General features: G+C 39.9%; 11 protein-coding genes. 7 read left to right on the plus strand and 4 right to left on the minus strand.

Annotated elements, in window-relative coordinates:
* Positions 1-17 precede the first annotated feature (17 nt).
* From CAL6303_RS15890 to CAL6303_RS15900, 3 genes are all read left to right on the plus strand, one after another.
* Positions 18-3275, plus strand: a complete 3258-nt coding sequence (locus CAL6303_RS15890) for a DEAD/DEAH box helicase (protein WP_015198833.1) — start codon at positions 18-20, stop codon at positions 3273-3275.
* A 227-nt stretch (positions 3276-3502) separates the two neighbouring features.
* On the plus strand, positions 3503-4342 hold the full coding sequence (locus tag CAL6303_RS15895) for an SWIM zinc finger family protein (protein WP_015198834.1): 840 nt from the start codon (positions 3503-3505) through the stop codon (positions 4340-4342).
* Positions 4343-4408: 66 nt separating this feature from the next.
* Positions 4409-4708, plus strand: coding sequence for a CU044_2847 family protein (locus CAL6303_RS15900; RefSeq protein ID WP_015198835.1), 300 nt, complete (start codon positions 4409-4411; stop codon positions 4706-4708).
* 135 nt (positions 4709-4843) lie between these two features.
* Here CAL6303_RS15900 and CAL6303_RS15905 read toward each other — a convergent pair whose 3' ends face one another.
* The 4 genes from CAL6303_RS15905 to ntcA form a co-directional block, all read right to left on the minus strand.
* Entirely contained in the window at positions 4844-5284 is a 441-nt protein-coding gene (locus tag CAL6303_RS15905) for a pre-16S rRNA-processing nuclease YqgF (protein ID WP_015198836.1), read from the minus strand.
* Positions 5285-5304: 20 nt separating this feature from the next.
* A complete protein-coding gene (locus CAL6303_RS15910) occupies positions 5305-6813 on the minus strand; it encodes a DUF3084 domain-containing protein (protein ID WP_015198837.1) in 1509 nt (502 codons plus the stop codon).
* Positions 6814-6819: 6 nt separating this feature from the next.
* Positions 6820-7023 carry a hypothetical protein gene (locus CAL6303_RS30390; RefSeq protein WP_015198838.1) on the minus strand — a complete coding sequence of 68 codons (204 nt, stop codon included), beginning with the start codon at positions 7021-7023 and terminating at the stop codon, positions 6820-6822.
* 343 nt (positions 7024-7366) lie between these two features.
* Complete coding sequence (gene ntcA, locus CAL6303_RS15920) at positions 7367-8038, minus strand: global nitrogen regulator NtcA (RefSeq protein ID WP_015198839.1); 672 nt, start codon at positions 8036-8038, stop codon at positions 7367-7369.
* An 871-nt stretch (positions 8039-8909) separates the two neighbouring features.
* Between ntcA and fabI the strand changes: the two genes are divergently transcribed.
* The 4 genes from fabI (at position 8910) to CAL6303_RS15945 (ending at position 13045) form a co-directional block, all read left to right on the plus strand.
* The gene (gene fabI, locus CAL6303_RS15930) at positions 8910-9686 is read left to right on the plus strand and encodes an enoyl-ACP reductase FabI (protein ID WP_015198840.1); all 777 of its coding nucleotides are present in this window, start codon (positions 8910-8912) and stop codon (positions 9684-9686) included.
* 155 nt (positions 9687-9841) lie between these two features.
* A complete protein-coding gene (locus CAL6303_RS15935; protein ID WP_015198841.1) occupies positions 9842-10783 on the plus strand; it encodes an energy-coupling factor ABC transporter permease in 942 nt (313 codons plus the stop codon).
* Positions 10783-11421 (plus strand): energy-coupling factor transporter transmembrane component T family protein, encoded by a 639-nt coding sequence (locus tag CAL6303_RS15940; RefSeq protein WP_015198842.1) that lies wholly within the window; start codon positions 10783-10785, stop codon positions 11419-11421. The genes CAL6303_RS15935 and CAL6303_RS15940 overlap by 1 nt, the downstream gene beginning before the upstream one ends.
* Positions 11422-11785: 364 nt before the next feature.
* On the plus strand, positions 11786-13045 hold the full coding sequence (locus CAL6303_RS15945) for a DNA double-strand break repair nuclease NurA (protein WP_015198843.1): 1260 nt from the start codon (positions 11786-11788) through the stop codon (positions 13043-13045).
* Positions 13046-13067: the final 22 nt, after the last annotated feature.

Below are 13067 nucleotides of genomic sequence, written 5' to 3' on the forward strand. Positions count from 1 at the left end.
CTAATTTTTATTAAAAAATGGCAATTCTACACGGTAGTTGGTTAATTAAAAATCAAAATAGTTGCTTTTTTCTTTGGGGAGAAACTTGGAAAACCCCCGCAAATCAGCTATTTCAAGATCCATCTGCACCAGTTTTGCCCTACCCCCTGGCAATGACCACTTTGGAACTTGTTGAATGGTTACGCTCTTCTGGTATCAACACAACGGCAAAATCCCAACTTAAAATTCCTAATTCTGTATTATCTGCTAATAATTCTAATTCTCAAGCAAGTTCTAAGGGCAAAACATCCAGGTCTGTCGAAAGTACTCCTCAACCATCAAATAATTCCGTGATTATTGCGCTTCCAACTCAAATTGAAGATAATAATTCGGTTGACAAATTGACATTTTTACCCATACATTCTGCCAAGTTTAATTTAGAGCCACCTCCAGTTATATATCTCCAACCTTGGCAGGTTGAAGGTTTATGTCTCAATCCCAATGAAGCTCTGAAATTTTTGGTTTCTCTACCTCAAAATATTACTGATGAGCAAAATGAATTTTTGGGGGGAGATTTACGTTTCTGGTCGCAAATTGCCCGTTGGAGTTTAGATTTAGTTTCTCGATGTAAGTTTTTGCCGGGAATTAATCAAAATACTCAGGGAGACTATATTGCAAGTTGGCAAGCAGTTTTAGATAGTTCTATTGATAATAGCCGACTTGATAAGTTTTCTCATTTGATGCCGTTGTCATCTCGGATGTATCAAATTGATCACAAACATGATAATTCGATAATTTGTCTGGACTTTCCCCAAGAACCTCAAAGTTTAATTTTAGACTTCCTTAATCATCTAATTGATGCTCAAATTAGAGGTAAAATAGGTTCCCTTTCTCCAGCCGAAACGCGATTAATTACAACTTTGCCAGTGGCTATTCGTCAATGGTTTCAAGGATTAACAACGGCATCTAATGCTATTAATACAGAATCATTTTTAGTTGAAAGGTTAAATGCAACCCTTAAGGCTTGGACTCTACCATTAGAATATCAACTAGCAGGCAAAACCTTATTTAGGACTTGCTTTGAATTACGTTCACCTGCACCTAATCAAACAAACTGGACTTTAGCCTATTCTCTCCAAGCATCTAATGATCCAGAATTTCGGATTGATGCAGCCACAATTTGGAATCATCCGGTTGAAAAGCTAACTTTTGAAAATCGAATTGTTGAACAACCTCTAGAAAACTTTCTTCGAGGTTTAGGATTAGCTTCACGACTTTATCCGGTAATTGGTGAAAGTCTAGAAAATCCGTCTCCCGAATATTGCCAATTGAATCCGACTCAAGCTTATGAATTTATTAAATCTGTAGCTTGGCGATTTGAAAATAGTGGTTTGGGTATAATTCTCCCGGCAAGTCTGGCAAATAGAGGTGAAGTTGCTAACCGTTTGGGTTTGAAAATTACGGCTCAAACTTCTCCTCAAAAACAAGTAAAATTAGGTTTACAAAGCCTACTCAATTTTCAATGGGAATTGGCAATTGGTGGACAAACTATTTCTAAAGCTGAATTTGATAAATTAGTTGCCCTAAATAGTCCTTTGGTAGAAATTAATGGAGAATGGGTAGAGTTACGTCCTCAAGATATTAAAACTGCCCAAGCTTTTTTTGAATCTAGAAAGGATCAAGTTTCATTATCTCTAGAAGATGCATTGAGGTTGAGTAGTGGGGATACTCAAACCATTGAAAAATTACCTGTTGTGAGTTTTGAAGCAACTGGAGTATTGCAGGAGTTGGTTACAGCTTTAACAAATCATCAAGCAATTGAAACATTAGCAATTCCTAGCACTTTTCAAGGACAATTACGTCCTTATCAAGAACGTGGTGTTTCTTGGTTTGCCTTTCTCGAACGTTGGGGTTTGGGTGCATGTTTGGCTGATGATATGGGATTAGGAAAATCAGTCCAATTTATTACTTTTTTACTACATTTAAAAGAGCAAAAACTTTTAGATAAACCTACGCTTTTAGTTTGTCCAACTTCAGTTTTAGGAAATTGGGAACGAGAAGTTAGAAAATTTGCTCCAACTTTGAAAGTTCTGCAATATCACGGTGATAAACGTCCTAAAGGAAAGGCATTTGAGGCAGCCGTAAAAAAACACGATTTGTTAATTACTAGCTACTCATTAATTCACCGAGATTTACAATTACTCAAAACCATTAATTGGCAAATTGTAGCTTTAGATGAAGCGCAAAATGTCAAAAATGTCGATGCTAAACAATCACAAGCTGTACGTCAACTAGAATCAAACTTTAGGGTAGCTTTAACTGGGACACCAGTAGAGAATAGATTACAGGAATTATGGTCAATTTTAGACTTTCTTAACCCTGGGTATTTGGGCAATAAACAGTTTTTTCAAAGACGCTTTGCCATGCCAATTGAAAAGTATGGTGATACAGCATCATTAACCCAATTACGTTCTTTAGTACAGCCATTTATTCTACGACGTTTGAAGAGCGATCGCACAATTATTCAAGATTTACCAGATAAACAAGAAATGGCTGTATTTTGTGGCTTATCTGTGGAACAAGCTAAGTTGTATCAAAAGGTAGTTGAGGATTCTTTGGCAGAAATTGAAACCGCTGAAGGTTTACAACGTCGAGGGATGATTTTAGGATTATTAGTTAAACTTAAACAAGTTTGTAATCATCCATCTCAATATCTCAAACAGGATTCTTTAAAGGAACAGGATTCAGGTAAGTTGATTCGCTTGAAGGAAATGTTAGATGTGGTTTTGGAAGCGGGGGATAGGGCATTAATTTTTACTCAGTTTGCTGAATGGGGTAAATTATTAAAACCCTATTTAGAAAAGAAATTTGGACGAGAAATTTTCTTTTTATATGGCAGTACCACTAAAAAGCAACGAGAGGAAATGATCGATCGTTTCCAACAAGATCCTCAAGGACCACCAATTATGATTTTATCACTGAAAGCAGGTGGAGTCGGTCTAAATCTGACTCGTGCTAATCATGTATTTCACTTTGATAGATGGTGGAATCCAGCAGTAGAAAACCAAGCAACAGATCGTGTTTTTCGGATTGGACAAACTCGAAATGTGCAAGTTCATAAATTTGTCTGTACTGGAACTCTGGAAGAGAAAATTCATGACATGATTGAAAGTAAGAAACAATTGGCTGAACAAGTTGTTGGTGGGGGAGAGGAATGGTTGACTGAACTTGATAGTAATCAGTTACGAGATCTATTATTGTTGGATCGAGGTGCCATAATTGAAGATGAAGATTAAAATCAGTGAACAGTGAACAAAATTTTGTAGATTGGATGCAGCTATAGAAAAAGCCAACATGAACGAGATAATTATGTTGGGTTGAGTTCTACTCCAAGTAACCTCTATATACTTAAGTCTACAAAAATTAACTCTACAAAAATACAAAGAGAAACGCGACATGTCTCGTCTCTACAGAGTTGTATTAACTAGTGAAGATCTAAGTTATAAATCTAAATTCTAAAACTATGACGACTGATTATACTTTACAAGCTAGCCGGGAATGGTGGTCACAAAAGTGGTTAGAATTACTTGATTCTTACCGCTTTAAAAAACGTTTAGAACGCGCACGTAATTATGCACGTCAAGGGAATGTGCTTTCCATCGAATTTAAAGGTGCAAAAGTTATAGCTAAAGTGCAAGGTAGTGAACCAGAACCCTATAAAGTTTCGCTTTCACTAAATCCTTTTACGGATGAAGAATGGAATTACGTGATTGAAACCATGTCACAAAAAGCAGTATTTGCTGCTAAATTGTTGGCGGGAGAAATGCCGCAAGATATAGAATATGTTTTTACTGCTAGTGGTTTGTCTTTGTTTCCCTTTACCCTAGCAGATGTTCATAGTAACTGCACCTGTCCTGATAAAGCTAACCCTTGTAAACACATTGGTGCTATATATTATCAGCTAGGCGATCGCTTTAGTGAAGATCCTTTTGTTTTGTTTCAGTTACGGGGACGTACTAAAGAGCAAATTATTCATGATTTACGGCAATTACGCAATCAAACATCTGAACCCCACAATCATGATTTGGAGGTTGTTTCAGAAATTGATTCCCAAAAGCAAACCCCACTAAAAATAGATTCTTTTTGGCAGTATAACGAACCATTAGAATCTTCCTTAGTGGTAATTACTCCATCTAGTGGTGAGACTATTCTTGATGTTTTGGGAACAATCCCTCTGAGTCGAGATGATGAAGATATTCCGGTTTTAGCTGCTGGGGATGTGGTGATGAAATATTTGAGTCATGTTTATCAGGATGTGAGTCAAAAAGCAGTTTTAAGTGCAATGAATATAGAAAATTCTTAAGTTATTTTTAGCACATACTTGACTAGGATGCTATAAAGACTAGAGTCATCTATAATTCAACCCAAAATGGAACTCCAAAACAAAATAATTTCGGTGGAGCTGTCGGATGGTACCCTTGTAAAAGTAGAGGCGACACAAATAGGCGATCGCAAAATGGGTCTGCAAACTAGACCATTTTATGAAGCTACAACTGTAATTGAATCCCTAACTAGGGACATAGCCGAAACTTTGCAGAAGTTAAAACCAGACCAAGCTAGTGTTAAATTTGGTGTTGAGATTGGAGTAGATGCGGGTAAGCTGACAGCGGTACTAGCGAAGGGAACTAGTACTGCAAATTTAGAAATTATTTTGCAATGGAGTAAGTAATAATTATGAACTTCCTAAGTCTAATAAATATGGTGCGTTACAACCCATTTAGATTGTAGTTAAAAATGACATATAGTCTGTCTTTTCTGGAATTACGGAAGCTATACGCACCCTACAACAAGTCCTTACATCTGTTTACACTGCTGTCAAACGACTTAAATATCTTTCAATTAACAGAATAGCAACAATGTCATCTATGGGGCGAGGTGGTTGACGCATACCTTGGGGTAAAAGTTTGGTTAACCCTTTAGGTGGGTACATTTCCCAATAGCGATCGCGTGCTTGTAATGTTGAATAACGTTCGTCGATTAAAATAATATTGATAGCTTCCGATAATTCCTCCTGTAGCTTTTGTTTCCAGCGTTTTGAGGTGGTTTGATCCCCCATGACTAATAGGGAGATGGGGAAGCGCTGACGCAGTTCCTCGATGGAAGCGATCGCGTTTTCTGAAAGAATGACTTCATGATAGTGTAATTGCCTATCTACACCCATCACAGCAACACCACATTTATCTTTTCCTGGATCAAAACCTAAAATCATTGGTTGAGTTGGTGAAAATTTCTGGTCAGGAATCATACGAAAATTGGAAATTAACTTTAAGTACTAAAAATAATTTGCCCATTTTGAACACCTACCAATTTTACTTTTAATGGTCCTGCTGTATAGGTATCTTCAGCAGCAATAGCTTTGATTTCCACTGCTTGATCGTATTGTCGCAGTTGAGTAATAAAACGTAAAAATGTACTTTCAACTTGGATATCGTTTAAAATACCTGAATTGCGGGCGCGAAATTGGGAAGCCGAAATTAATAAATCCAATCTTTGACGTAATTCATAGGATGTCATCTTCTTGGGGTCAGCGGTAGTTGTTGCCAAAACTTCATTTTGTACGAATACAATTTGATTTAAAGCCACATCTGTAAAAAATTCGATGCGTTTTTCCCCCCGCACATAGTTTCCAGCACTAAATACTCGAACTACGTATTCTCTGCCATCGTTGATTTGCTTGCTCAAATCCTGAATTTGTTTTTGAGTCACCTGGAATAATTGAACGTTCTCATTATTACTTCCTGGTTCAGTTAATACACTGACTGCATTTCTGTTTGCTTCCTCTAAAAGCCTAATTATTCCTTCTTTAGCAGCATCTGCTTTAGTAACACTAATAACAGCAGATGCTAGAACTTGACTACGTAAAAGAGCTAATTTACCTAGGCGAAGGTCGCGGAATGATTGGTAGTATTGATCCAGACGTGCTACCTCCTGTTCCAGATAATCCTGCTGTGCTTCTAGTTCCTTCAAGCGAGACTCACGTTTGGCTAGAATCTGTTCACGAGAGGCAATTTCGACATTGCGCTTTTGAATCGTTTGGTCAAGTTGGGTGATTTGGCGATCGCGTGATTCAATGACGCTTTGACTTTTGGCAATTTCCTGATCGCGTTTTTGAATTGCTTTTTTGGCTTCATCTATAGATTTTTTAGCTGCTTCATACAATCGCTGGCTTTCTGCCTTTTGTTGAGCGATTTCTATTTGTAGTTCTTTCCGTTCGTTGTTGACGCTTTGCAGACGACTAATTGCCTGCTGATATTGAACTCCCACATTACCCAATTGCCGTTGGGTTGTTTGAAGTTGGTTCTTGGTTTTGGCTTCTTGATCTAAAGTTCGCTTGAGTTGTGCTTGGGTCTCTTTTTGCTTAGTATTGACAATTTGTAAAGATTTATCAATCTTTTGTAGTTCTCCCTGTGCTTGCAGCTTCTCGCTTCTAGCTTCGTCTCGTTGTTCTTGTACTTGTTTTTTTTCGTTGCGGGTAGCTTCCAAATCTTGGCTTTGACGAGCTAATTCCCTGCGTTTACGTCGTAGTTCTCTCTGAATATCATCTAGTCGTAGTATACCGTCCCGTAAGCCTTTATCAGCCAGGAATAAAATCCCTAAAGTTGATGCGGAAATACCCAGCCCTGTCAAAATAGTGACTAAGACTGCGGTTTTTTTGGGACGCATGTTAAACAGAGAGAGCCGTTTTTTGCCCACTCGTGTTCCAATGCGATCGCCTACGGTGGCAATTACGCCTCCTAAAATTAAGACTGCTGCAATTAGGATATACCCGGTCATGTGCGCTTACCGATGAAATCCTTCCAGATACAGCCTACTACTCTCAGATATTTTGTGCGGGAGATTTAGAAATTCTCCGATAAACCCATCATCTTTAATCTTATTCACTTTGTGGAACTCCACGTTGGTGCGTTCCTTTCTCTTTGCATCATCTAATTCATCATGCCACAATTTACTCAATTTCCCAGATTTGCCTCCAAACATTGGCATATGGGACAACCTTTTCCAATTTATCCCACATAACATATATTTTTTTCCAAGGTTACGCTAGCAGCCGTCAGAGACACATCCTGCGAAACGCAACGACGAGGAACCATCTCTGACTTGCTGAAACTACTAGCGGAATAGGGAGAAATTCAACATCTAAAGGGATCACCAATAAATAAATTACCCAATTTTGTGAGATGAGCATCCTGCCCGTCCTTGATAATTTGCGGGCAAGATGCACAGAAGAAATTTTTGGGTATTTTTTAAATGGAAGTCCTTAACAACAGCTAAGAAAGTTAGATTTGAGATTTTACTCCCATGTCTTTTATCTCCCACATCCTTGAAGTTAGGTAAACTGGCGGCTCAAAGTTACGGGTTTGTGAACGGTAATTTTCTTCTTGTGGATTGAAATCATCTTTTTCTCTCGCAAATCTCCCAGTAATCTGGTGACAGTGACGCGAGTGGATCCGATGGCTTCAGCGATCGCTTGATGAGATAACTTCAAATCAACTGTAATGCCATCAGCACAAGGAACACCAAAATCACGACACAAAATTAACAAAAAGCTTACCAACCGGGAACCCATATCACGATGCGCGAGGGTTTCAATCATCATCTCTGTTTGAAGGATCCGCGAGGAAAGACCCCGCAGCATCAACATCGACAACTCTGGATTTTCCTTCAGTGCTTGTTCTACCTGCTCAATTGGTGCAGAAAGCAATTCCACAGAGGTAAATGCCACCGCGTGGTAGAACCTGTCGGATTTATTTCCCGTTAGCAGGGACAGAACTCCAAAAACACTATTTTCCCGTAGCAATGCCACTGTGATTTCTTCCCCAGCTTCATATACCCTAGACAGCTTTACAGCGCCTTTGAGGAGAAAATAAACTCGCTCGGCAGGATCGCCAGGAAAAAAGATGGTCTTATTGCGTTCAAAGCTTTCCACAACAGGTGGAAACGCTCCGGTTGCCATCTGGCGAAAAACATTTGCGAGGGCTTTATCTTGTGTCACGATCATCTCCCTTCCCCTACCCAATGCCGGAAAACTAAAACGGATTACCTAAGAATACACCTGAAAAATCAATAATACATTGTCAACGTTTTTGTACTTTCCTATACTCAACCCTGGATTATCCTTGTCTACATAACGCTATTTCTACATCATGATACATAATTTTTCATACTTCCAGCTACTTTTTTTTGATAACTGTTTACAAAAACAGTGATACAAATCTTGAAGTTGTAAAAAGTCTCGATCGAAACATCGGAAATTTTTCACGAAAGTCTTGACTAGAGCCGCAACCTTGAATTATCTGATATTTTCATCTTCCTGGTAGAATAACTTATTGCACATGGTTAAATCCCAGACAGTAGCATCAGAGCTTTTACCTTTTAGCTGTAACTTCATATCCTTTTAATACTTCACACAAACCAAAAGTTACCAAGATACTGACAGTTCACAAATCAGACTGAGTAGTTTTCTCTTATGAATATCTTCAAAAAGAAGTAGGATTTTTTCACAGTAAAAAGTCATAACGATTAAGCCAATACCCAAAATCGGATTGAAAAAGAGGAAAAGGGGCAGTTCTTGCTGGGAGCAAGGGGGATAGTATTGAGCAAAGCTCAGAATTGCAGATGGGGATTCTCTCGAAGAGGAAAAGGGGCAGGGGAGCTTTCTAGCAGAGGGGAGGATTGGACGGGGCTTCATACCCATGTTCCGCTCCAGGGCAGGGCTTCCTCCCCCCACTCCCTGCCCTGCCCCCTGCCTCTTGTTAAAAAGAGAGGCTAATTGCACCTCAGATTCTAGTATGCTCCTAATGATGCGTAGCTTGTACGACGTAAGTCGTTTGCAGAGCGCTAACTGTAGCTTTATTGCCTGAAGTATATATATGCTGGATCTAACTGGAAAAAACGCCCTAGTTACGGGTATCGCTAATAACCGCTCCATTGCTTGGGGTATTGCTCAACAACTTCACAAAGCTGGCGCAAATTTGGGGATTACATATTTACCCGATGAAAAAGGGAAAATGGAAAAAAAGGTTGCCGAACTAGTGGAACCCCTCAATCCCAGCCTATTTTTACCCTGTAATGTGCAAAACGATGAGCAAATTGCATCCACTTTTGAGGCAATTAGTCAAAAGTGGGACAAATTAGATATTTTGATCCATTGTTTAGCTTTTGCTAACAAAGATGATTTGACAGGTGGATTTAGCCAAACCTCCCGTGCTGGATTTAATACCGCTTTAGAAATCAGTACCTATTCTTTGGCACAACTAGCAGGTGCTGCCAAACCTTTGATGAGTGAAGGTGGTAGCATTATTACCCTAACTTATCTTGGTGGTGTTCGTGCCATTCCTAACTATAATGTCATGGGTGTTGCCAAAGCTGGTTTAGAAGCCAGTGTTCGCTACCTTGCTGCCGAACTTGGTCCTGATAACATCCGTGTGAATGCCATTTCTGCTGGACCAATTCGCACCCTAGCTTCTAGTGCTGTTGGTGGTATTCTAGACATGATTCACCATGTGGAAGCCACTGCTCCTCTGCGTCGTACCGTAACTCAAACCGAAGTTGGCAACACAGCTGCTTTTTTATGTAGCGATTTATCAAGTGGAATCACCGGGCAAGTTATATATGTAGATGCAGGTTACGAAATTATGGGTATGTAGTAATTTGAGTTTCGTAGCGACTATTTTGGCTTTCAAGCGATCGCACTTGACAACTAAGATAGTCGCTACATTAGTTAGTGCGATTTTCCCAACACAACTTGCTAACGGGCAAAATCTGATACTTTAGAAATCAGAGCTTACTTCCAATTGAAATTATGCATATTCCTGATGGTTTTATTTCTCCGTTGGTAGCTGGGACAACTGGTGCATTGAGTGCAGGTGCGATCGCATTATCCCTCAACAAGTCTAAAATGGCGTATGGAATTCGTCTAGCTCCGATTTTGGGCTTAACTACGGCTTTTATTTTCGCTGCTCAGATGATTAATTTCCCGGTGACAGGTGGTACTAGTGGACACCTCTTGGGCGGGACATTAGCAGCGATAATTCTCGGTAGTCCCTGGTCAGCAACCCTATGCATATCAACAGTTTTAATTATCCAAGCAGTGCTATTTGCTGACGGTGGAATTACGGCATTGGGAGCTAATATTTTGAACATGGGATTGGTGGGGGTTTGGGTTGGTTGGGGTTTAACTCAAACTTTGCAGCGGTTACTTGGAGGTTCTAGAGGACGTTTACCCTTAGCTGGGGGGATTGCTGCGGGAATTAGTGTTGTAGTTGCGGCAATTTTCGCTTCTCTAGAACTAGCTATTTCCAACACGGCACCAATTAACGTTGTTTTACCAGCAATGAGTAGTATCCATGTTTTAATTGGTGTCGGTGAAGGTTTAGTTACTGGTGGTGTGCTAAGTTACTTAGCAAAAACTCGACCCGATTTACTTCCAGGAGAACAACGACAGTTTCGGGGATTTTTGGTACCAGTTGTTAGTATTCTGTTAGTAGCTGGGGTACTATCCCTATTTGCTTCCACATTTCCCGATGGTTTGGATTGGGTAGCTCAAACTCAAGGCTTTGAAAAATTAGCAGAAAATGTCCGTGTGGTGACACCAACTCCCTTCGCTGATTATGAAATTTCCGGCTTAAGCAAAATTGGTACTAGCATTGCTGGGGTAGTAGGTTCTGGAGTTTGCTTTGGTATTGCTTTCGTTTTAGCGCAAATTGTCAAGCCTAGGGGAGAATGGGCAGAAAACGGGGAATAATGGCGTTAAAGCTGTATTTATCACTGATAATTGTCATTGGCTGTGCTTTCCTGAAACTAAATAGCTGGTACTACCTTTGTAGCTATAGCGCGATCGCATTAATTTGGGCGCTCAGTTTACGAGTACCATCGAGGCAACTGGCTCAATTATTGGGTACAGAGTTACTTTTTCTCTCTTTTATTGCTTTACCCTTAGGATGGGAACGAGCTAGCTTTTTATTGCTACGTTCCCTAACTTGTTTACTGGCAATCAATAGTTTTTTATTAACTTTGCCACCCCACTCCCTCAGTATTGCCCTAGCAAGTCTGCCTTTACCTAGGGGATTAAAAGAAAATCTCCTGTTAGCAGGGCAGTACATAGAAATACTTGTAGATGAAGTTAAAAATATGCAGCGTAGTGCTGAATTGCGTGGGCTGGCAGGTAAAGCGAAATGGTTACGTTATGCCAGTGCGGCAATGATTGGTAGCTTATATTTACGCAGTTTAGAGCGAGCCGAACGGGTTTATGGGGCGATGTTAGCTCGTGGTTATAATGGATACCTACCAACAGAAACAAAGCTAGAAAAAACAGACTTATTCATGGTTCTTTTCGCAAGTGCGATCGCATTCTGCATCACCACCGCATCATACCTGAATTAGAAGTTGAATAGCATTCTTTCTCGGATACTGCAAAGCTACAGGACAATTTAAAGTTTACTTTATGGATAGCTTCTAAGGCTTTTTGTTCTATACTGAAGGCTAATTTATCATCAAAAAAAGTTTTGACTAAAATTAGGACTTACTGACACATTTTCCATTGTAGGGTGTGTGACGCTTAAATAAATTTTGTACGTAGTTATAATACTTGTAGCGTCACGCACCATCCCTAAATTATGACAAAATTGACGCTATTCAGTCATGCTACCCGTTTCATGTATGCCGTAGGCTTTACATAAATCCGAGAAAAAATGACCTAGGATAAATTCTCAAGTCATCCCAGAATTTCGAGTTGAGATGGAAAATTATGCTTGACTTAACTAAACTTGCCCGTCAAATCCAAGGATTGAGTCAACACCTGACACAGGAAACTGTCGCTAGTCAGAAGCGTTTGGAATTGGCAGAAAAATACCTTCGGGATGCGTTTACACGACAGGATGAACTAGTTAACGCTCAGGATAAATGGCGCGATCGCATTCTCTTTGCCAATGCTACACCATTAGAACCCCTCAACACCTGCATTGATATTCCAGTTCCCCCAAAAGTACATACTGTAATTGCCACCGATGGTTCACAGATAGCACCCAATCACCATGAAATTGCTTACTGCTATCTCCTGAATATTGGTAGGGTGGTTTTACACTATGGGCAGAATAAACAACCGTTGCTTGATAGCTTGCCAGAAGTATTTTACCGTGCCGAAGACCTGTATGAATCTCGCAAATGGGGAATTCGCACCGAAGAATGGATGGGTTATCGTCGCACCGCTAGCGAAGCTGTGGTTTTGGCAGAATTATCTTGTGCAGTAGCTAGGGGTGAAAATCTGAATCAGAAAGTCAAGAAAAATCCCGAATTATCAACAGCAAATTTACCCCTGTTTAGCGAATCTCTCCCTCCTCGGATTCCCACCTTAGCAATGGTGGATGGTTCTTTAATTTACTGGTTTTTAGAACAACTTCCCCTAGAAGCAAGGGAAACAATTTTACCCCCAATTTTGGCAGCTTGGGAACAAATGAAAGCTGCGAAAGTACCTTTGATGGGATATTTGAGTGCTTCCCGTAACGTTGAAGCAACCAACTTTTTACGATTTGCCGCTTGTACCCATCCAACTCCTGATTGTATGAGTTTTTGCTCAGATCAAAACGCGAAATTACCCTGTAAAGTTTTTGACCCATTGCGTGATAGTACACTTTGGAGTACCCAACTGAAACCCGGACAGCGGGGACCCCTATGGCAAAGTAATAGCAGGATTCTGGAGTTATATCAAGGACAACAAATTTACTTCTGTTATGTGCATGTAGGTACCGAAGTTGCCAGAATAGAAATACCAAATTGGGTAGTAGAAGATACAGAGCTATTTAATGAAGCTTTGGGATTAACCCTAGCACAGGTGCAAAAAGGATACGGCTATCCTGTGGCAATTGCGGAAGCACATAATCAAGCTGTTGTACGGGGAGGAGATAAAACCCGATTTTTTTCACTTTTAGAACGGCAAATGATTAAAGCTGGGTTGAGAAATGTGGGAACTTCCTACAAAGAAGCACGTAAACGTGGTAGTATTGCGTAACTTTTCAAGTTTCTCGATAAAA

The organism is Calothrix sp. PCC 6303 (assembly GCF_000317435.1).
Classification (GTDB): Bacteria; Cyanobacteriota; Cyanobacteriia; order Cyanobacteriales; family Nostocaceae; genus PCC-6303.

Coding starts and splice junctions, on each gene's coding strand:
- CAL6303_RS15890 (WP_015198833.1), top strand. CDS start 18: ATGGCAATTCTACACGGTAGTTGGTTAATTAAAAATCAAAATAGTTGC.
- CAL6303_RS15895 (WP_015198834.1), top strand. CDS start 3,503: ATGACGACTGATTATACTTTACAAGCTAGCCGGGAATGGTGGTCACAA.
- CAL6303_RS15900 (WP_015198835.1), top strand. CDS start 4,409: ATGGAACTCCAAAACAAAATAATTTCGGTGGAGCTGTCGGATGGTACC.
- CAL6303_RS15905 (WP_015198836.1), bottom strand. CDS start 5,284: ATGATTCCTGACCAGAAATTTTCACCAACTCAACCAATGATTTTAGGT.
- CAL6303_RS15910 (WP_015198837.1), bottom strand. CDS start 6,813: ATGACCGGGTATATCCTAATTGCAGCAGTCTTAATTTTAGGAGGCGTA.
- CAL6303_RS30390 (WP_015198838.1), bottom strand. CDS start 7,023: ATGCCAATGTTTGGAGGCAAATCTGGGAAATTGAGTAAATTGTGGCAT.
- ntcA (WP_015198839.1), bottom strand. CDS start 8,038: ATGATCGTGACACAAGATAAAGCCCTCGCAAATGTTTTTCGCCAGATG.
- fabI (WP_015198840.1), top strand. CDS start 8,910: ATGCTGGATCTAACTGGAAAAAACGCCCTAGTTACGGGTATCGCTAAT.
- CAL6303_RS15935 (WP_015198841.1), top strand. CDS start 9,842: ATGCATATTCCTGATGGTTTTATTTCTCCGTTGGTAGCTGGGACAACT.
- CAL6303_RS15940 (WP_015198842.1), top strand. CDS start 10,783: ATGGCGTTAAAGCTGTATTTATCACTGATAATTGTCATTGGCTGTGCT.
- CAL6303_RS15945 (WP_015198843.1), top strand. CDS start 11,786: ATGCTTGACTTAACTAAACTTGCCCGTCAAATCCAAGGATTGAGTCAA.